At 54.0% G+C, this 18821-nt stretch carries 25 protein-coding genes, 3 tRNA genes and 1 pseudogene; 11 read left to right on the forward strand and 18 right to left on the reverse strand.

Features of this window, described 5'->3' with window-relative positions; genetic code table 11:
- Positions 1–62: 62 nt before the first annotated feature.
- From PSH76_RS05345 to mgtE, 3 genes are all read left to right on the forward strand, one after another.
- Positions 63–139 (forward strand) — tRNA-Arg (locus PSH76_RS05345).
- Positions 140–211: 72 nt separating this feature from the next.
- Positions 212–288 (forward strand) — tRNA-Arg (locus tag PSH76_RS05350).
- 348 nt (positions 289–636) lie between these two features.
- Complete coding sequence (mgtE, locus tag PSH76_RS05355; RefSeq protein WP_003193593.1) at positions 637–2079, forward strand: magnesium transporter; 1443 nt, start codon at positions 637–639, stop codon at positions 2077–2079.
- Positions 2080–2181: 102 nt separating this feature from the next.
- On the opposite strand, the gene PSH76_RS05360 is transcribed toward mgtE, so the two are convergent.
- The 3 genes from PSH76_RS05360 to PSH76_RS05370 all read right to left on the reverse strand — a co-directional run bounded on the left by PSH76_RS05360 (position 2182) and on the right by PSH76_RS05370 (position 3322).
- On the reverse strand, positions 2182–2508 hold the full coding sequence (locus tag PSH76_RS05360; protein WP_003193592.1) for an Arc family DNA-binding protein: 327 nt from the start codon (positions 2506–2508) through the stop codon (positions 2182–2184).
- A 395-nt stretch (positions 2509–2903) separates the two neighbouring features.
- Entirely contained in the window at positions 2904–3083 is a 180-nt protein-coding gene (locus PSH76_RS05365) for a PA3371 family protein (protein WP_003193590.1), read from the reverse strand.
- Between the two features lie 11 nt (positions 3084–3094).
- Positions 3095–3322: a hypothetical protein gene (locus tag PSH76_RS05370; protein ID WP_305494439.1), complete on the reverse strand. Its 228-nt coding sequence runs from the start codon at positions 3320–3322 to the stop codon at positions 3095–3097.
- A gap of 322 nt (positions 3323–3644) precedes the next feature.
- On the opposite strand from PSH76_RS05370, the gene PSH76_RS05375 reads away from it, so the two are divergent.
- Positions 3645–3721: transfer RNA gene (locus PSH76_RS05375), tRNA-Arg, on the forward strand.
- 162 nt (positions 3722–3883) lie between these two features.
- Here PSH76_RS05375 and PSH76_RS05380 read toward each other — a convergent pair.
- Positions 3884–4549 carry a DUF6680 family protein gene (locus PSH76_RS05380; protein WP_305493695.1) on the reverse strand — a complete coding sequence of 222 codons (666 nt, stop codon included), beginning with the start codon at positions 4547–4549 and terminating at the stop codon, positions 3884–3886.
- A 132-nt stretch (positions 4550–4681) separates the two neighbouring features.
- Positions 4682–5302: a recombinase family protein gene (locus tag PSH76_RS05385; RefSeq protein ID WP_305493696.1), complete on the reverse strand. Its 621-nt coding sequence runs from the start codon at positions 5300–5302 to the stop codon at positions 4682–4684.
- A gap of 165 nt (positions 5303–5467) precedes the next feature.
- On the opposite strand from PSH76_RS05385, the gene PSH76_RS05390 reads away from it, so the two are divergent.
- A complete protein-coding gene (locus tag PSH76_RS05390) occupies positions 5468–6391 on the forward strand; it encodes a hypothetical protein (RefSeq protein ID WP_305493697.1) in 924 nt (307 codons plus the stop codon).
- A gap of 147 nt (positions 6392–6538) precedes the next feature.
- Here the strand turns inward: PSH76_RS05390 and PSH76_RS05400 are convergent, their stop codons facing one another.
- The 7 genes from PSH76_RS05400 to PSH76_RS05430 all read right to left on the reverse strand — a co-directional run bounded on the left by PSH76_RS05400 (position 6539) and on the right by PSH76_RS05430 (position 9436).
- Complete coding sequence (locus PSH76_RS05400) at positions 6539–7135, reverse strand: tail assembly protein (RefSeq protein WP_305493698.1); 597 nt, start codon at positions 7133–7135, stop codon at positions 6539–6541.
- Positions 7136–7143: 8 nt separating this feature from the next.
- The gene (locus tag PSH76_RS05405; protein WP_305493699.1) at positions 7144–7488 is read right to left on the reverse strand and encodes a hypothetical protein; all 345 of its coding nucleotides are present in this window, start codon (positions 7486–7488) and stop codon (positions 7144–7146) included.
- A 69-nt stretch (positions 7489–7557) separates the two neighbouring features.
- The gene (locus tag PSH76_RS05410) at positions 7558–8391 is read right to left on the reverse strand and encodes a hypothetical protein (RefSeq protein WP_305493700.1); all 834 of its coding nucleotides are present in this window, start codon (positions 8389–8391) and stop codon (positions 7558–7560) included.
- A 4-nt stretch (positions 8392–8395) separates the two neighbouring features.
- Positions 8396–8605, reverse strand: coding sequence for a hypothetical protein (locus PSH76_RS05415; RefSeq protein WP_305493701.1), 210 nt, complete (start codon positions 8603–8605; stop codon positions 8396–8398).
- Entirely contained in the window at positions 8592–8813 is a 222-nt protein-coding gene (locus PSH76_RS05420; protein ID WP_305493702.1) for a hypothetical protein, read from the reverse strand. The genes PSH76_RS05415 and PSH76_RS05420 overlap by 14 nt, the downstream gene beginning before the upstream one ends.
- Positions 8814–8840: 27 nt before the next feature.
- The gene (locus PSH76_RS05425) at positions 8841–9023 is read right to left on the reverse strand and encodes a hypothetical protein (RefSeq protein WP_305493703.1); all 183 of its coding nucleotides are present in this window, start codon (positions 9021–9023) and stop codon (positions 8841–8843) included.
- A gap of 122 nt (positions 9024–9145) precedes the next feature.
- Positions 9146–9436, reverse strand: coding sequence for a DUF5681 domain-containing protein (locus tag PSH76_RS05430; protein WP_305493704.1), 291 nt, complete (start codon positions 9434–9436; stop codon positions 9146–9148).
- Between the two features lie 791 nt (positions 9437–10227).
- Here PSH76_RS05430 and PSH76_RS05435 point away from each other — a divergent pair.
- Positions 10228–10638 (forward strand): hypothetical protein, encoded by a 411-nt coding sequence (locus PSH76_RS05435; protein ID WP_305493705.1) that lies wholly within the window; start codon positions 10228–10230, stop codon positions 10636–10638.
- A gap of 432 nt (positions 10639–11070) precedes the next feature.
- Here PSH76_RS05435 and PSH76_RS05440 read toward each other — a convergent pair whose 3' ends face one another.
- Both PSH76_RS05440 and PSH76_RS05445 read right to left on the reverse strand, forming a co-directional pair.
- Positions 11071–11706 (reverse strand): hypothetical protein, encoded by a 636-nt coding sequence (locus PSH76_RS05440; protein WP_305493706.1) that lies wholly within the window; start codon positions 11704–11706, stop codon positions 11071–11073.
- Positions 11707–12008: 302 nt separating this feature from the next.
- Entirely contained in the window at positions 12009–12983 is a 975-nt protein-coding gene (locus PSH76_RS05445; protein ID WP_305493707.1) for a DUF4062 domain-containing protein, read from the reverse strand.
- Between the two features lie 259 nt (positions 12984–13242).
- Here PSH76_RS05445 and PSH76_RS05450 point away from each other — a divergent pair, with 259 nt between their 5' ends.
- The 4 genes from PSH76_RS05450 (at position 13243) to PSH76_RS05465 (ending at position 14561) form a co-directional block, all read left to right on the forward strand.
- Positions 13243–13461, forward strand: a complete 219-nt coding sequence (locus PSH76_RS05450; RefSeq protein ID WP_305493708.1) for a hypothetical protein — start codon at positions 13243–13245, stop codon at positions 13459–13461.
- Positions 13462–13606: 145 nt separating this feature from the next.
- Complete coding sequence (locus PSH76_RS05455; protein WP_305493709.1) at positions 13607–13792, forward strand: hypothetical protein; 186 nt, start codon at positions 13607–13609, stop codon at positions 13790–13792.
- Positions 13789–14052, forward strand: coding sequence for a hypothetical protein (locus PSH76_RS05460; protein ID WP_305493710.1), 264 nt, complete (start codon positions 13789–13791; stop codon positions 14050–14052). Before PSH76_RS05455 ends, PSH76_RS05460 begins: the two co-directional genes overlap by 4 nt.
- Positions 14049–14561: a hypothetical protein gene (locus PSH76_RS05465; protein WP_305493711.1), complete on the forward strand. Its 513-nt coding sequence runs from the start codon at positions 14049–14051 to the stop codon at positions 14559–14561. Before PSH76_RS05460 ends, PSH76_RS05465 begins: the two co-directional genes overlap by 4 nt.
- Positions 14562–14735: 174 nt before the next feature.
- Here PSH76_RS05465 and PSH76_RS05470 read toward each other — a convergent pair whose 3' ends face one another.
- The 3 genes from PSH76_RS05470 to PSH76_RS05480 form a co-directional block, all read right to left on the reverse strand.
- On the reverse strand, positions 14736–15527 hold the full coding sequence (locus tag PSH76_RS05470; RefSeq protein ID WP_305493712.1) for a hypothetical protein: 792 nt from the start codon (positions 15525–15527) through the stop codon (positions 14736–14738).
- A gap of 42 nt (positions 15528–15569) precedes the next feature.
- The gene (locus tag PSH76_RS05475; protein WP_148853753.1) at positions 15570–15806 is read right to left on the reverse strand and encodes a helix-turn-helix domain-containing protein; all 237 of its coding nucleotides are present in this window, start codon (positions 15804–15806) and stop codon (positions 15570–15572) included.
- Positions 15807–15924: 118 nt separating this feature from the next.
- A complete protein-coding gene (locus PSH76_RS05480) occupies positions 15925–16125 on the reverse strand; it encodes a helix-turn-helix domain-containing protein (protein WP_305493713.1) in 201 nt (66 codons plus the stop codon).
- Positions 16126–16267: 142 nt separating this feature from the next.
- Here PSH76_RS05480 and PSH76_RS05485 point away from each other — a divergent pair, with 142 nt between their 5' ends.
- Complete coding sequence (locus PSH76_RS05485; protein ID WP_305493714.1) at positions 16268–16951, forward strand: hypothetical protein; 684 nt, start codon at positions 16268–16270, stop codon at positions 16949–16951.
- Here PSH76_RS05485 and PSH76_RS05490 read toward each other — a convergent pair.
- Positions 16948–18158, reverse strand: a pseudogene (locus PSH76_RS05490) (tyrosine-type recombinase/integrase). The gene PSH76_RS05485 and the pseudogene PSH76_RS05490 sit on opposite strands and share 4 nt — an antisense overlap.
- Positions 18159–18821 lie beyond the last annotated feature (663 nt).

An 18821-nucleotide genomic window follows, 5' to 3' on the forward strand; every position in this document is an offset into this window, starting at 1 on the left:
AAAATACTCGAAAAAATAGCTTTACATAGAGATTGAACGGCCTATAATGCGCGGCAACAAATGCACTCGTAGCTCAGCTGGATAGAGTACTCGGCTACGAACCGAGCGGTCACAGGTTCGAATCCTGTCGAGTGCACCATTTAAGAGTTAGTTGCAGCGATGCAGGTGGCTTGGCTTCAACCAGTTGTGATCTGGTCTAAAAACACAATCTGCACTCGTAGCTCAGCTGGATAGAGTACTCGGCTACGAACCGAGCGGTCACAGGTTCGAATCCTGTCGAGTGCACCATACAAACAAAAAGCCCGCCTAGTGCGGGCTTTTTGCCGTCTGGGGTTTGTGTAGGTTTTATCCGGCGTTCTCCTTTTTCTCCCTCCTCATGTGTTTTCCCCCGCGCCTGCGTCGTCGCAGTTCATAGATGCAGCCAATACTGAGCTTTGGCGTGCAAGCGCTTGTTCTTTCCAGTTTTTTAACGTTTAAAACGTCCGGGCGGTGTATCATGCGCCCGTCAGCCCCGCCGGGGCTTGTGGAATACCTCCATGGACTTACCCAGTAGTTACTCAGTACCCCGTTTTACCAATCATGAATTGACTGATTGATCCTTCCGGCGTGCCCCGCTGCTGGGAGTGGAGTTCGCCTATGACCGAAGTAGAAGTAAAGAAAACACAAGAAAGCCTGCAGGATCGTCTGGCTCAAGTTATCGAGCTGCTGCAGCGCCAGCGCGTGGTCGAAGACCTCACGCATCGCCAGGAAGGTCCGAACCACGACCGCGTCGAAAACCTGGTTCACCGGCAAAACCTCGTCGAGTTGCAACGCAAGCTCGATGACCTGCACTCCGCCGACGTCGCCTATATTCTTGAAGCCTTGCCGCTGGATGACCGACTGACCCTGTGGCAGTTGGTCAAGGCCGATCGCGACGGTGACATCCTTCTGGAAGTATCGGACTCGGTGCGTGAGACGCTCATCGCCGACATGGATGACCACGAGCTCCTGGCTGCCGCCAAGGAGATGGACGCGGATGAGCTGGCGGACCTGGCCCCTGAGCTGCCCCGTGATGTTGTCCATGAGTTGATGGAGGCGCTCGATACGCAGCAGCGTGAGCGTGTGCGTTCTGCGCTGTCGTACGACGAGGACCAGGTCGGCGCACTGATGGACTTCGAGATGGTCACCATCCGCGAAGACGTCAGCCTTGAAGTGGTGTTGCGTTACCTGCGCCGTCTCAAAGAATTGCCCGGCCACACCGACAAACTGTTTGTGGTCGACTATGAGGGGATCCTCAAGGGCGTTTTGCCGATCAAGCGCCTGCTGGTCAATGATCCGGAGAAGAAGGTTGCTGACCTGATGGCCAGCGATACCGTGAGTTTCCATCCGGACGAAGATGCCTACGACGCGGCCCAGGCATTCGAGCGTTACGACTTGATCTCGGCTCCGGTGGTGGATAAGAACGGCAAGTTGATCGGTCGTCTGACCATCGATGAAATCGTTGACTTGATCCGTGAAGAAAGTGAAACCGAAGTCCTCAACATGGCAGGTTTGCGTGAAGAGGAAGATATTTTCGCGTCGGTCTGGCGTTCACTGCATAACCGCTGGGCCTGGCTGGCTATCAATCTGATTACCGCGTTTATCGCTTCTCGCGTGATCGGGTTGTTTGAAGGCTCTATCGAGAAGCTGGTGGCGTTGGCGGCGTTGATGCCGATTGTGGCGGGCATTGGCGGTAACTCCGGGAACCAGACCATCACCATGATCGTACGCGCCATGGCGCTGGACCAGGTCAGTACCGCCAATTCCTCACGACTGCTGCGCAAGGAACTGGCGGTAGGCCTCATAAACGGGTTGGTGTGGGGCGGCGTGATTGGCGTGGTGGCCTACTTGCTCTACGGTAGTTGGTCCCTGGGCGTGGTCATGACTGCAGCCATGACCCTTAACCTGTTACTGGCGGCCTTGATGGGAGTGTTGATCCCTATGACCTTGGCGCGTCTAGGTCGCGATCCCGCCATGGGGGCCAGTGTGATGATCACGGCCATGACTGACAGTGGTGGCTTCTTCATCTTCTTGGGCCTGGCAACGATCTTCCTGCTCTGACCCTTCCAGCGGGGGCAAACCTGCCCTCGCTTTGCTTCTTATTTCCCAAATTCCAGGCAAAAAAAAGCCAGCACATGGCTGGCTTCGGCTTTCAGGTGTCAATCAATTGGCTTCTGCGGCCGCCTCCACGTCATGCGCGATAAGCGAGACGAGAGCATTTTGCTGGCGGTGGGAGAGCTGACGAAAACGCTGCAGCAGTTCGCGTTCGTGCAGTGACAGCTCGGGGCTGTCCAGGCGCATGCTCAACTCTTCACCCAAGGCACCTTCCTGAATAAGGCTTTGTTCCAGGCGTGCGATGATTTCGGAGTTCATGCTGCGGTGATGATTGCGAGCCACCTCGGCAATGCGTTCCCGCATTCCGTCTGGCAGACGTACGACGAATTTGTCAGCCGTACGGCTGGAATAAATTGCCTGTTTCAATGGGCGCATATATTTAACCGGTTAGTTCAGGGGAGCGGTTTCTGGAATTGGCCGCAAGATGAGTGTTAAGACAAGGCTCACGACCAAAGTTCAACCCGAATTGCAAAGAGGCCGCATCATGCCTCAGATTTGACATTTCATTGGCGTCAATTCTGTGACAAATATTGAACCGCCTACAGGCTTTATGCCAGTACTGATTTGCGTTTTTGCGGACTGGTTGGAAAAAATCCCGCGAGTGCAGCGAAGCTCGTCAATTTTCGCTCAAGCCTGCACCGCCTCTGGGTTGAAGGGCGCCCGTCCTATAGCGATATGGCCTTTTGCCCTCAAGCTTAAGGTTAGTAGCTGTTCGCCTATTTACGAGTGTCAGGCGACATAAGGTAGGGGAGGGAGGTGGGGAAGGGGGGTTAGCGCAGGAGCGGATCGAATTTGATTCGGCGACCCTTGATGAGTGTCAGTACCAGTAGGCTGCCCAGCACGGCGCTGGCGACGAAGGCTAGGGTTTGAGTTTGTTGTGATGTAGCTCCCAGGCCTAGCGCAACAGATAGGAGCGTCAGGCACAGAAACAACCAGGCAGATTTCGACATGAATAGTGTTCTCAGAAAACCCAATGCTCGGCCGCTGGCGCTGGTTGTGTATCTTGGGTCAGGCGGATGGGAGACTGGGGGGTTGCAGTCATCAGTGCCAACTGAGGGCGCTGTTGCAGATGGTGGGGAATGGCTTGGCTGATTTGCGCACTGTCTTCAGTATTGGTCGGCTGGAAATGAAACATCACCACCGTAGCCAGTGCCACAGCGTTCAGTGCTAGTAGAAGGGCGCTGTTCATCATCATAGTCTCCACGGTGCCTGGAACGATTGGTTTTGTGTTTATGACTTTGCAGATGTCGTGCCAATCTATTATTCCGATAAAAACAATGAGTTAAGTTTGTTTCTTGAGGGCGCTGGGTTGCAGTTTGCAATGATGGCATATTGGCGCAGTGCAATTTGCACTATAACGGTGAAGGTCTTGGCATGCTGGATGAGGCGATGAACGTACGCGCAAGGATTGGCCTACAGTCAAAATGCCAACGGACGACATGACAAAACCAGCCTCGGCCGTTAAGATGCACGCCGTCTGTCGCTAGCCCTTCAGGGTAAGCGTGGCATTTGTCCCAGTAGCTCAATTGGATAGAGCATCCCCCTCCTAAGGGGAAGGTTGGCCGTTCGAACCGGCCCTGGGACACCATATAAATCAGGCCTTTGAAGCTATTTCTCTGTCGGTATCATTTCTCCGTGACAGTAGGGTGGCAGCGGTAGGCCTGAAAAAGCCCCACTCAGAATCTATCTGGTGGGGCTTTTTTGTTGCCGAAAATGGATCAACTTTTTCCGGTCGTCGACCTGACATTGCTTAGGTGGGAGCCTTCTCGTCAGTTTCGGGTGCGCCTGCGGGCTCTATCCTAACTTTCAAGTGACCTTGCCCGGACAGAACGTCAGAAAGCCCTTCCTGCAACTTAAGCTGTGAATTTGTCATTTCCTCGCTGAAAGGGAAGCCGGTCACGTTCATGCTAATCGGTTGCTGCCCTGAAAGGACTTCAATTGCGTAGTGTCTGAGCTTTTGCTGGTCGAGCTCAAGATCTGTGTGGCCTTTTGGAATGTAGGCTCCGTTTCGTAGAAGGACCCGGTCATACCGAAGGTTTAGATCCGCGGCCATTGCACTCAACATTAGGATCAGAAGCTCCTGCTGCTTCTCTATCCACCTGTCCGCGTTACTCTCGTTTATCGTTGAGGTAAGGTGGTCCAGATAATCGCGCCAGGTATCCAAAACGTCTGTTTCTGACGCCTTTCGGCGGTTTGAGCGGCCTCCGTTGAAAGCAAGATCAATCATGTTCAATGCGCGAACATGATCAGGTGAGAGCCTTGCCCCCCGAGTCGCCATCAAGGTGCTGAAGATCCAGGTTTTTTGGTTTCTGGACTCGTTTATGCGCTCAAGATATTTTTGTGCTTGAACCGCAAGGATCGGCCCAAGCAGTGTGGCAACGATGGTACCGATGCCAAAAACCCAGTTTGCTTCCATTCTTTTTTCCGCAGGGTTGGGGAATAGAGCTCGACAGCACTGGCCGAGTAGAGCTCTGAGAATATGTGCATTTTCCTTGGCACGCCAAGCCAAACCAAAAAGCGTTTATTTTTGATTTCCACTTTGCCCTTTTCAGGCTAAAGCGATCTGGTCCCTGATCCTCAGCACGGTGGTGGTCGAGCAGTTGGCGTGCCGTGCCGTCGCGCGAATTCCCAGGCCGGCGCCGAGTAACTCGGTCACGCGCTTGTGCAGATCGGCATCCACTGGGCGCCCCTGGTACTTGCCGGCGGCCTTGGCCTTCTCGATGCCCTGGGCCTGCCGGTCGCGGCGCTGCTCGTAATCCTTGCGCGCGATCGCGGCCATCATTTCCACCAGCATTGAGTTGATGGCGCCCAGCATCCGCCCGGTAAACTCGTCGCCCTTGGTGTCCTGCATTCCCTGGTGGCTGGTCGGAAGGTCGAGCGCGACGATGCGCAGGCCCTTGGAGTCGATCGCGGACTTGAGCTTTTGCCAGTCCTCCACCGGCAGGCGGGAGAGACGGTCTATCGATTCCACCAGCAGAACGTCACCCTTTCGCGCATCTTTCAGCAGGCGCAGCAGCTCCGGCCGGTCGGCGGTGGCGCCGCTGGCGTTCTCCAGGTACACGCTGGCGATGACCTTGTTATGGTCGCTGGCGAACTGCTCGAGCGAGGCGCGGGCGCGGCCGGCGTCTTGCTCTTCGGTGGATGCTCGGAGGTATGCGCGAATGAACATGATGGGTGCCTGTATCAGTTAGGGCGTTCTACTAATACTGTTGCACTTTGGGTGTTACTTATCAAGCGGTAAGCCCGAAAAAGGCAAAATAAGCCTGTATCTGGATAGGCATACTTCGAGTAACATTTGCCCTTTAAGCGTAGTGTGGCGATCAAAGGACGTGGTATGGCGATTATCGATACGGGAAAGGATCGAGAGGAACAGCGTCAGCGGCTAGTGCTGCTTGCTGAGAGAGAAAAGGAACTCGACAAACTACGCCTAGAGTTATCCCAGCGTGAGTCGTTCCTCGAGACTCGAATGCAACATGAAAAGAAGCAGCTAGAGACGCGGGAGCAACAGGTTTTCGATTCGCTCGAGAAGCGTCAACAAGCTCTGTCACAGCATGAGATGGTCGCAAATCAGCGGCAAGAACTTATCGAACGCGAGCTTGCAGATCAAAGAGTACAGCTGTTGAAGGAGCGCGAAGAACTAACCTCTCAGAAGAAGACTGTTGACGATCTAAAGAGGGAGTTGACGCTCGAGAAGCAGAGTCTAACCGAAGAAAGTCAGAAAACATTGCAGGGTAACTCTAAGAAATTCGTCGGTTCTGCGCTTTCACTTTTAAATGCCAAAGAGACCCGATTCCACACTATTTCTAGTGTGTGGGCGATTTTGGGAGCATCGGCGCTGTTGGTAGGTGTAATTGTTGCGGTTCTCACAATGGTGAGTAGCGCGGATACTTTTCACAGCGCCTCAGGCGCGGGGTTGGCCTACTATTTTTTTCACTTATTTCGCGGCTTGGTGGTGGTCGGCCTCTGCGGGGTGCTGTCTAGATACGCATTTGTTTTTAGTAAATCATATATGCACGAATCCTTGAAGATTGGGGAGCGCGCTCATGCTATTCGTTTCGGTGAATTTTACTTGGATACCTATGGAGCTAATGCTCAGTGGTCTGAGGTAAAAGAGGCTTTTGCTCATTGGAATATAAGTGGACAAAGTGCTTTCTCCCAAGCTGAGTCTGATGATGTCGACCCTGCCGTAACCGGAGCTGCAAGCAAGTTAGTGGAAAAGGCTTTAGATGCTGCTGTAAGCCTAGGAAAGAAAAACTAACAGTGATAGAGATTATATTTTGTTCTCGGTGTGGATCGACGCCGAAATAATGCCGTCGCCCCACCGGCGTTCCCCGATACGGATCGGCTCGGGATTGCCGCCGGCCGAGTTGTTTTTGACGCCGCCGAAGGAGTAGGTAGTTTTGGCCTACATCTGGTCTTCGGCATAGATGGCGGCGCTGATGATTGCGCCGCCCACCCGCCGCTTGCCGTAGCAGAGCGGTACCGGGTTGCCGGAAGCCGTGGTGTTCTTGGCACTGCCGAAGGCGTAGCCGGGGGTGTTATCTGGTGCGGCGCTGGTCTTGAGTCCGCCGGCCTGGGGGCTGAGCATTTGGATCACGCCGCCGGCGACCATACCCACGCCAGATGCAAACAGGCCGGCTGATACTGGAGGTGCCCAGAAAGTGAAGAATGACGCTGCGATCAGCAGGGCACCGACGACGGTTTGAAGAACTCCCGAGCGTTTGCTACCTACGATCACAGGGGCAATGATGATGTCGCCTTTGCCTTCAAACCCAAGCTCACCCTCACCGATATTTTTCTTGCCTCGAAATACCGCGAACACGAGGCCGCGAGACTTCGCATTCGACAGAAACCGTTCAAACCCAGGGATCTGCACTGACAATGCTTTGATGGCCTCGGCCGGCGTTCGGACGGAGAACTGGTAGGACTTACCGAACTGCCGTAGCTGCCCGTACAGTTTGATTGTGGTGAGCGGAGCGTATTCGATTGCTGGAGCGGCCATGGGGCCTCCTATGGCTGGGTGGATGGGGCGGGCAGCCCAAGACGAATGGCGAGTACTGCACGCGACATATGCGCCTGGTCGATGGTCAGTTGCTCCTGGCGCGGGTCGTAGTTCCACACCCGGTTGTAGACCGCCTCGCTGGCCCGGGCGCCTCGGAATGTACCCCTCAGCAGGTCGGCCGAAACCCTGGCTTCTTCTTCAGTGAAGAAGGGGCCGCCGACTGTCACCTGTTGGCCACCACTGACGTGCTGGACCTCACACACCGTGTAGCCGGCGTCCGGCCCTTGGATCAGTTCGTAGGGTTTGAATTTCTGCGTTTTGCACGCCTCGGTAAAGCGCTCTTGAAACGTCATTTTTTCTTACTCAAAGAATCAGCCAGCTGATCGGCGCTACCAATACTTGCGTAGCGCACGGATCGTCAGTTAGGCCGCTTCGGATTGATCAGGGGTCGCTTGTGTAGAGGTGCGAGTGGGCATTTTCGCCAGCCACTCGCGAAGTGCTTCGGAGCCCTCACAGCCCGATCGCCACTTCTCAAATCGGCCGGTGTACCCATTCGAATTAGCAACCATGCCGCTCAGTGCGACACCGGCATTGGAGGCTGTGGCTAGCACGTCATCGTAGATCGCTAGCATCTGCTTGAGCCCTTCAATGTCTTCGGCGCGCGACGCGGCAATGCCTGCGCGCGAAAGGCTGTCAGCCGCCTCTGGCGATAATCCGGAGAGCATTGGGTTTGCCCTGAGCACCGCCTCTACAACGTCGGGGTGACTGCCTGCGCGCGCCTCAGCGACTAGTCGCTGGCGCTCTTCCGGCTTGAGGCTACGCACGATGGCTCGTAGCTCCTGATCGGCCAGGAAGCCAACAACGTCCGAGCTAGCGCGCGGCGTGACCGCGGCAAAGCCGCTGGCCACTGTTTGGGCCAACGTGAGCATATCTTTTGCCGCCTTTTCCATCGCAGGCATCAGGACGGGGATGATTCCATCAATCTGCTCCTTGCCCTTGCGCTCAATGGCTGCGGCGTTGAGGTCCTTGTTCTCGCGAATCGAGAGAATTTCCTCTCCGAGGTCCTTGAACGCCTCCAGCGACAAACCCTGCAAATGGCGAACAGACTTCAGCAAGCCACCTGCCTGCCAGGTTCCTTTGGTGCCATCTGGTCGCTGAATATTGAATGTTCTCGCCTCTACCTGGGAGTGTTCGTATTCGGAGTAATGGAGGTTGGCCAAGCCAACTTTGAGGACGGATCGTTTGCCGATTTTCATTGAGTTACCTTTTGATTGTCTGGCCGTGGGGCGGCCGGTTTTGGTCTGAGGCTTCGCTCAGGATCTCGAATAGGGACACGCTCTCTTGGGGGACGCCGCCGGCTGTTGCGGCGTGCAACTCGTTCATAAGTGCGCTGATCTCTCGCACGTCGCGATTGAACTGGGTGAGACCGGATTGCTGACGCAGCTTGGCCACCTGGTTACGGATGTTCATGGCGGGCCTCGATGATCAGTTGGTACTGTTCTGCGACGTGCTCTTTGATGTTTTGCCCATCAGCCGGTGGCGGGAAGATCCAGGCACCAGAGCTTGGGAATGGCCGCATATCCATCACACCTACCGGGGCGGGACGGCGGAGGCTTTCAATTGCGCGGACGTGGAGGATGAACGCCTCTGCTAGATTGGCCGCGTCATAGCTGTTCATGGTGCAGAGTGGGAAGTGCATCACCGTCTATACGCCCAGGACGGGATAGTTGAACGAATGGCCTATTGTCTTGGGGTAGTCCATCTCCTCCCCAACCGCGTCAGCCCTGCAGTCCACCACCGTCAACATAACGAGCACTGTCTCTTCGTCTTCGGTGCCAATCTTTTCTGCAATTCGCTTGAGCTCGGCCCGCATCCACTTAATGCTCATTGCCGCATTCCCTCCATCTGTTCGCGGAGTTCTTCGACGGCCTTTTGCAGCTCGGCGACTTCGATCACCCGGGCTACAGCGCCTAGTCCTTCGATCAATGCTTTACCTTGGTCGGGCGGTAGCTAGCCGGCGGCAACTGCGCGAAGGATTGATTTGGCTGCGCTGGGTAGGTCGGTGTCGTCGAGTTCGAAGCACACTGTTTCGGCAGTTGGCTTGATTGGCGGTACCAGTCGTTCAAGGATCAGCCGGCAAGCCTGCATATCGCCCTTCTTGGCCGCTGTCAGAACCTTCTTTGTCACGGCGTCTGCACCTTCCGCGAGTCGGGCGCGCAGCTCCTGCGTTTGGCCAGAACGACCACCGGGATTACCCGATTGCCCCGGCTTCCATTTGCCGGCTTTATCGCGATCAGTCATGCGGCCGGCGATTCCATGGCGATGACCGGTTTGTTTTCAGCGAGCGCTATCGGCAGGGCGGATGCTTGAACGCTTCCGTCTGCTGCGGCTTCGCGAAGGCGGCCCCAGGCAGCAGCAACTTCGGAGCGAGTTGGTTTGTGCTGACGTCCTCGGGCGGGCTTAGCTGTGTTCATAGGTGCTGCCTCGAATGGGTTTTGAGTGGCTCAAAAACTCACATTAGGCATGATCTGATCATTTATCCAGTGCTTTTTAGGTGCACTCTATGTGATACATATAACCGGATTAAACGGGACTGAAATAGTTGGTTTACAGCGAATCTAGAAGAGGTTTTTTGTTGCAGTAAGTCCCGGATAGGCAAAGTGATACGCAGCCGGGTTTTCGGCTCAGACCGATCTCAGATTGAGGATGGAGCGGGGAGGGCTGACCTATCGTTTCGGTATGTCAGGTTTCCGCGCCACGTTTTGCGAGATATGAAAACGTGGCGCGGAAGTATGATCCACCACTGGTGGAACACCCCTGATCGGTGGGATTTGCGAACCACAGAGAAATCCTCGGCAGTTGGCAGCTCAGGCGGGGTGAGAGAATGCCACTTCGGTCCGAATGGTTTAAAGGTGAGCCAGGTTCATCTCAAGGGGTTGCTGCCACAGCAACGCCTGTTCCGGCCTGCTGTCAGGTGTTCATGTGCTGCTAGAGCTATAAATCTGTCCAGTTCACGAGGATTTCGCTGTGGGAGCCTTAAAGGACTGCGTACGTAGGCCGAAACTATGTGTGAACACTTATGAGAAAAAACCATGCTTTCTTATCTTGGCCTTACTGGCGTCGCAATTGAGGCGCTTCTGAAAGTCGTATCGGCAAGTGGCACTAAAGCGGCTGCACCGGACGAGCTCAACCACGCGAAAATGCAGGCTGAAACAATGGCCAGTATCGTTTTAGCTCAAGCTAAGGTTCAACAGGAACAAGCCATTGCCCTTCGCATAGCCTGCGCTGAAGAGGTGCAGATCGAAGAGTTCTACGACGTTTCAGGAAGCGGCCAACTTGGGGTTTCTATGAAGGATGAGGGCGTTACCGCAGGGCTTACTGGTGATGGTCGCAGGGTGACCAAGCGGATTATCAAATTCACGGGTAACCCTTGTCCGGAAGAGATCTATCAAGACTTCTTGTTCGGGAAAAGCTCAAAAGCTATATCTCCTGAGGGGCAATAATCAGCATCAGTTTGGTCTGTGAGACAAAAACGTCTCACAGAGATCAAAGCGTCACACTTTCCCAGATCTCAATGGGGAGGGGAGAGCAGCACTTATGCCTCATGGAGGCAGAGCGACGTAGGTAGCTGACCTTGCCTGGTCTCCGTCGCAGATTTGAGGCAAGCAGACCTGATGATCCGAATCGGCTCCTTTGGTCTGTCTCGATGGGAAGGGAGGAGGCTCCATCGTGGGGCTTGCAGCAAAGGTATGGTGATGTTGACCACACCCTGTGTTGATTTTTACTATGTGTGTTGCTTTCCACACTCAGTGAGACCAAAACGTCTCAGTGAGACCGACCTTGGCATACAGGGGGCATTACTACCCGTCGCCGGTGTACTAAGCTCTTACGGCTCGGTTGTAAGGTGCTACGAGAACAACAGGTTTCCCGGCGTTTTAATCGGTTGAGGCAAGAGGAAATAAATCAGGTTTTGGTTGTTTGTTTTGTGGTGCTAGTCTTTCTACTTTGAATTTATGTCCGTAATGGCAGTGGTAGTCGATATTAACCTCTACTTCGGAAGAGTAGGCCAGCACTAATTCCTGAGCTTGAGCGGTGGAAATTCCCTTTCTAGAGAAATTTATCTGAATTAATATTTTCTCTTCTCCTTTGTCTATGGCGTCACCCTTCTGCGGAAAATATGCCAAGCAACGTGTTGCTCCTTCGGTGTTGAACCTAGTTCGAGCGTGCTTTTGGATGGTTTTTAATAAGGTGCCTCTAACTATTTCTCCGTCCTTACCAATAGAAATCGAGAAATCCTCAATCAAAGCTGGTCCGAGCCCAGAGTTTTTTACTATTAATGTAAAGGTGTAATAGCCTTCAAGCTGAATGCTTGAAATAGGTGATCTTATCACTAGGTGGGGTTTTACTAATAGCCTATTGTGTTTTCTGGTTGCATATGACTGATAGAGAGCGACCCCGAAACCCAATGTGGCAATAACCAATGTTAAAGAAGTTCCGAGTGGGAGGCCCCATCCAAAATTTACTGATAGCCCAACTAGTGTGCCAATTAAAAAAGATAGAAGCAGTGCCAAGACTATATTGGTTGTTGATAAGTGTCGCATTGAATATATCTACCTTAGTTCGCGCTTTTAGTGGCTTATGGCTATCATGATAGCCAGAGTCGAGGCTCTGCGCAAACCTCTTTCTGTTAGATGGCAGGCCGGGAATTCAGGTCTGCGTGTGATCTAGTTCAAGCGCTGGGCGTGCTCAGATTTGAGCACGCCGGCGATGGCCCTGTTTTTGATCATCCTGCTTCTGGATTTGAAATTCACCTATGACCAGAGAGTAGGCCTGGCCCGCAAAGTTCTAACTATGCCTTGTCGGATTTTTTAAACTATTTTTGTATGACTCTAAGTTTATACATTAGAGCTTCACCGTTTGGAGTTAACTTCCAAAGCTTTTCTCGTGAATGTTCGTTTAGAGTGCTAATCGTGACTAGTCCAAGAATTTTCATCTGTATAGTTACGGTCTGAAAGTCTTGGTCATTTAGAATATTTCTAAATGTTGAAATTCGGTTTTTTGCAACGATCCCGGCTCGCAGGGCTTCCTTTACCGTAGCCTCAGATGCGTTTTCGGTCAGATACGGTGATATGAAATAGAATATTTCCTTCCAGTTAGTATTTGAAGACCACTCATGTCTGGTTCCGCTTGCTGAATAGGTTCCATGTAATGTTATAGTTGAGTCTAAATCAGCAGGATTTAAGTCTTCAATTGCAGGAAGGGACTTCTGAGATTCATATTTGCTTTTCAGGGATTGGTTTTCTTTTCTTAAATCATTTATTTCGCGTAGTAAGTCTTCACTAGCCACGTTATTGCCCCGTATCCACCCAACTCTTGGGAAGCGGGATATGGTTTGAGCTATGCTTATTGCTACCTGGCCTGGTAAATCGCTTCCGCTACTCCAATATTTGACTAGGCGACCCGTGGACACCCGTGCACGAAAATTATCAAGTCTATCTCGCATCTCCGAAGCTATTTCGGATTTCGATACTGAAAGTAAACCTGGGCTTCCGTGAAGCAAGGCAATGACAGGAATAGATTGCTCCACCGCATATTCGTATTCTTTTTCTGTATAACTTATCCCGTCATCTGTAGTGGACCCGTAACGACCGCCGATAATTAGTAGGTAATAATCGCAATCATCTATCACCTTCTTAATAAATTCGAATTGCTCTTCATCTGTAGCGGGAAATAGCTCCATGCCAGCAGGAATACAATCCATTTGCATCAGTGTCTGTGTGACTAACGCCCGTTCTTCTTTTAGGTCTGTATAAGTCGAGCTAATAAATACCTGGTGTCTTTTCTGCATTTTCCTTCCTTGATCGATTCACTCTGTGATTGTTCAAGATAGCTATCGCGCGTGGATGAGTCGAGACCTCCTTGGGACGTGTTGCTCTGCTTTTTTGGTACAGCGACTACTAAATCGTGGCCGGCGTCGTTCAGGCTCATGAATTAGCCCGGAATCGGAGGTCGCACGTAGGGTAGAGCTATCTTTTTGCATTTGCTTGTTGCGTTACCGGTAATGAAGTAGCAGTATTGCTTGACGTTACCGGTAATGAGGAATGCAGATGGCAGACAAAACCGAAAGCCCGAACACCCTGCGCCAGCGAGCATTCAAGGAGCGGCAGAAAGCAGCCGGCTATAAGAACACCACGGTGTGGATTCACACAGAGACGGAGCAGGAGGGTAAGCAGGCAGCACGCGCCGGGGAGCCACTAGAGCCGATGGAGTCGAAAGCCCCCTTGAGCTGGGCGGCAGGCTGGATCAGCGAGAAGGGTAAGCAGTAGATGCGGGGAGATCCCGTATGTCGATCGGCTTAAGCCGTAGCCGATTGAATCGATGGTCCAGATTTAGGCCATCCCAGAAGAGGTGCCAAGCCGCTGCGTCAACAGCGGCCTGGCGATCACACGACGCGACTTGAAGGTATACGTCATGCAATTTAAACAGAATACCATCCAAATTCTGGATGCGCGCGGCCAGATCATCGCCACCATGGCGCTGCCGGCCAATATCAAGCTCACCGAGCTGGCCCCTTTGAAGATCCTGGGCGACGTCAGCTTCAAGGTTCTGCCAGGTGCCGACCCGTTCCGCGGTGTGTGCGTAGGAAGTGCTGTATGAGCGTCCAGGCCCGCACCATCCAAGAAGTTGCCCATGATGCGCTTGAGGACCTTGAAAGCGCTCAGATCGCCCTGCGCAAGGTTGAAGCAGTTCTCTACGCCGTACTGGCAGACAAGGGCACCAGTCAGCACGTCCGCAACCTGGTAGACGTCGCATGGAACCTGGCCGCTGACGGCGCCAACGCCGCCGACTGCGACCGCGAGCAAATCGCCGCCGCGCTGGCCGGGTGTGTTGCGCTGGGCGCCGGGGGTGACCAATGAGCCGCTCCTACAAGGCAATTGCCGAGACTGCCGTCCAGGATCTGTACGAAGTGACCAGTGCCTTCGATAGCGTGAGCGCAATATTCACGCTGATGCTTGAGATCTTCCCCGAAGACAGTACGCCTCACGCGTTCGCGCAATTGGGCACCCTCGGCCTCAAGGACTGGTACACCAAGGTTTATCAGTGGTGCGAGTGCATGGAAAACGAGATGGATGACGCGAACGTGGGGGCGCAAAAGGCACCGCCATTGCCTCATTACCTGCTGGACCAGCGCAGCAGCGATGTGGCCGAGGCGATTTCTGCCGAGCGAGCACACGCTACCCGGTGGTGGACGCACTTGAACGAGATGCGGCGCCGCAAGGAGTTGCCAGAGTGGGTAGCGGCGGGCATCGGCACGCATGATGAGCACGATCTGATGCTTGAGAGCCGGAAGACCGTCAATCAAGCCCTGTTCGGTTCCGACGACCTGGGCGGCGATCAGCAATACCGCGCGGTGGTGTTGGAGTAGGGCTGACAAGCAAAGAAACATTCGCAGCATCAAGGGCACTACCCCGAAATAGGGTGGTGCCCTTTTTCATTGGCGGGCGGGCGGTGCCAGCTCGACGAAGTGGATCAGGTCGAGCTGTATGCCTCCAACCACTCATCAACACTCTGATCCTGAGGACACTTAGTGATAGGTAAATTAGTTATGGAAGCTGTCTTGTATTCGTCCTTTCTTATTAACTTGTTTTCGTGGTTTGAAACGCACGTAGTTGGAATGGGCTGTAACCCGCGCATTGCATGGGCTGGAGCGTTTTCCATGTCCGGGGCTCTTGTCCGGAAGTTGTCCGGATATTGTCCGGAATTTGTCCGGCAAAATTGCCTTTCTGAATTGCTCGGAACTCAGACTGATAGGCGCCAAACTGCCGGCGTTAATTCGGTCGTCAGTCAGCAATCCGGTCAGCATGACGCTACGCAGTTTTCCCATGTAATCGTGCATAGCCGCCAGCCGCCGAGGAAAAGGCAGGCCGGTCCCCATCCAGAACTTGTAGAAGTGGCTGCGCTTGCCGATGCGGAATTGTCCCTTGGGAAGCAGCGCGCCAGCCTTAGCTGTGGCCGTGTTCCGCTGGCGGGTCAGGTCTGCATTGAAAACGGCGTATACCGACTGCCCATTTACTAGCGAGACGAACCTCAGCGTGATACCGGCGCTCCGGGTTTTGCCATAGTGCCCAGTTGAATAATCCGTGTACTCGAAAGCATCCAGGCCTAATGAGATAAGCGCTTTACGGCAAAGCCTGGCACGGTTGGTGTTGATCCAATCAGGCGGTACGGGCTTGCCGCTCGCCGGTTGAATGACGAGCTGCCCACACTCAATGCTCACCGCGTCACCGCGGCTAAGTAGTTTTGTGGCTAGGCATTCCACTGAATCGACCTCAGCGTAGTTCGGCTGGATAAGCAACGGGCCGAAGCCCGCCAGCAGCTCACAGGCAGGCACAAGCGACGCCGCAATTTCGCGGCGTCCCTTGCGGTCTCCGGATTACGACGCTTCGCGCATCAGGATGTACTTGGCCACGCGGTGTGGCGGTCGGCCTGGCTCAGTGGACTGATGCGTCCAGTAGGTGCGGATTTCGTGACCCTTCTTCCTGAGTCGGCGAATGGTGTTTGGTGGCTGGACGATATCCAGGTTCTTGGCGGCTTCGATGGTAGATACCGGCCCGTTTCGCAGGGCCTCCATCATCTTGCGGTCTTGCTCAGTTGAAGAATGGCGTGTCATAGTTTGCCCTTCACGTTGGTGCTATCCAGTGTGTTTTTGCCAAGGCGGTGCTCGAACACCGTCTTGGCAACCTCTCGCGCAGTCCTGCGCAATTCCTGCCCCTTGTTCTTTGTGCCCTTCACCGTGCGCCGGCCTGCGCTGCGCGCTCGATCCATGCCTTGAGCTCTGCCATCAAGATCAGGCGGCGCTTGCCGAGCTTGAATGCCTTAAGTTCGCCTTGAGCAATGACCTCATAGATTCCCGACCGAGAGTGCCCGACCAGGCGGGCGGCTTCTTCGACGCTGACCGAAAGAGGAGGAATGGTTGCAATTTGCGACATAGATTTTCTCCTCCTGGCATTAAGGAGTTTTGCCAGATGATGAAAGGCTACCTATGGAAATGCTGCACGTCAAATTATGTGCAGTAATATTCGGATTGAACAGGACCCATCAAGGCGTATACTTCGCGGGAAGGAGAATCTGATGACGATTAAAAAAACGCCGAAGAAGACCGATGCACTGACGTTGAGGCTCGACCCTCGCGTTAAGTTTCTTATCGAGCTTTTGTCTAGAGTCGGTCACCAGAGCATTACAGGTGTGATCGAATCTGCCGTGTCACGCCTTGCCCATGACCGCAGGGTCGTGATGGCTAGTTCTGAGCTGTCACTCGCCTATGCGTCCGAACGAATTTGGTCGCCGGTTGAAAGTGATCGGGTGGTTAATATGGCTATGTTCACCCCCACGCTGCTAAATCACGAAGAGGGTTGTATTCGTTCCGTGCTTGAGGGGGCCAGCCATATTTTCTTTACAATATATGAGGTCCGTAATAAAGCAGACGCTGATTATAGAAGCCACGCCTTCGAGCGCATGGGTGGGGCTTTCCAGCAGAACGAAAACGGTCAAATTGTTTTTGTAACCCCGAAGCGGAACACCATAAAACTTGCTTGGGGGCTGATCAAGGAGAGGGCGGCGGAGCTTGCTGACAAAGGATTTTGTGCTGACTTATCTGCGGAAGAGGTGGAATCTTACATAGGTAAGCCGCTCTCTTCTGTATCGCCAGATATCAAAATCCCAGGAGAGATATTCCGTGATGACGATGGGATTGGTTATATGGGCGCAGAGAGAGAGCCTGACGATTTGATTGAAAGCTTGGGTATAAAACGCTAAATCAACTCCACCGCCGCCGCCTTGGTCCCTGGCGCCAAGTGCGCGTAGCGAACGTCATCTTGATATCCGCGTGCCCCAGCAGGTCCCGCACTGTGTTGAGGGGCACGCCGGCCATCACCAGGCGTGACGCGAAGTCGTGACGCATATCGTGCCAGCGGAACGCCTCGATCTGCGCCCGCTCCAGCAGCTTGAGCCAGGCGCTTTTCACATCCTCAAAGCGTCCGCCGTCCTGTCCTGGGAACACATACTGGGAATCTCCGCCCTGCTTTCTCCACTCGTCCAGCACCGCGAACGCCTCCTTGTTCATCGGAATGTGCCGCGTGTCGCTCGTCTTCGTGGTGTCGCCGGCGACTGTAACCGTCCTAGTGTCGAAGTTCACGGCCGGCCATTTCAGATCAAACAGCTCGCCGCGCCTCATGCCGGTATTCAGCGATACCAGCACCATAGGCTTTAGGTGGTCGGTGAAGGGCAGCTGCAGCAAACTTTGCATCTGCTCTTTGCCCCGATCTGCGCGCCACTTGTTCGCCGTCTCACGTTCGACGCGAGTCTCATCCTGCCGGGCGTCCAGCGCCTCCCGCAGGCGCTTGGCCTCTTCAGTGCTCAGGTATCGGATCACCCCGTTGGAGTCGACCTTGAGCTGTTTAAGCTTGGCCAAGGGGTGATCCGCGATGTAGTCCCACTCTGCCGCCCGGCTGAATACACCGCTGATGGAGCCCATTTTGCGGTTCACCGTTGAGGGCTTGTTGCCGGCCTGCATCCAGCCGGTACGGATCTGCTCTAGGTCGCGACCGGTGATGTCGCCCAGGCGCCGAGGCATGATCGCGTCGAAGTTGTTGTTGAGCGTGTGCAGGGTCTTTTCATGGCCTTTGTGATGGGCCTTGAACCACGGCATATAGGTGTCGTCGATGAACTCACGCAGAGAGGGGAGGGCTATTCCCTTTCGGCCTTGGGCGACTGCCAGGGGCTCGCCGTGTGCGTGCGCGTCGGCCAGGTACTGGGCGGCCTCGGTCCGGGCCTGATCGAGCGTTAGGACCCCAACGCGCCCCAGGGTGGCGTTCTTGTTGCGCCCCCAGGTGACCATATAGGACTTGTGCCCTCTGGGCAGAACGCGGATGAAGAATCCAGGTTGCACGGTGTCATGCACGCGGTATGCTTTTGCCTCGGCGGCGAGACTGCCAATGAGTTTTTGGGTGATTTTGGTTTTCAAGGTTTCGACCGTGACAGCAGGATGGCAGCAAAAAACACTATGCCGGCGTGTTTGCACGGACTCAACCGGACGGAATGGCCCAGCAGTAGCGGGCTCTGCCTTGATCCTGTTGACCCTGAATTGACCCTCCTAAGGGGAAGGTTGGCCGTTCGAACCGGCCCTGGGACACCATCTCTGTAAAGCTTTCCCCTCCTGGTATTCGCCGGTCTCAACAACAGTCATCCTCGTTCCTCGCCTGTGCGGGATCCAACCGCGCTTCTTTCGGTTGAGATCCAGATGCATTTGTGTGGGTGGGGATAATGCACGTCCTTAGGTTGTGCGCTCCTTCTATATAGAAGAGGCGGCGGAGTACCCTGATTTTTATAGGCGAGTAAGTGTTTCGCTTTTTTTAAGATAAGGGGTTGACGTCCATGGCGATCCCTGTAGAATTCGCCTCCCGCTTACGAGAGATCGCAAGCGCAAGTGGTTGAAGTTGTTGAAGAAATCTTCGAAAACTTCTGAAAATAACCACTTGACAGCAAATGAGGCTGCTGTAGAATGCGCGCCTCGGTTGAGACGAAAGATCTTAACCAACCGCTCTTTAACAACTGAATCAAGCAATTCGTGTGGGTGCTTGTGGGGTCAGACTGATAGTCAACAAGATTATCAGCATCACAAGTTACT

The organism is Pseudomonas sp. FP215 (assembly GCF_030687795.1).
GTDB lineage: Bacteria > Pseudomonadota > Gammaproteobacteria > Pseudomonadales > Pseudomonadaceae > Aquipseudomonas > Aquipseudomonas salmasensis.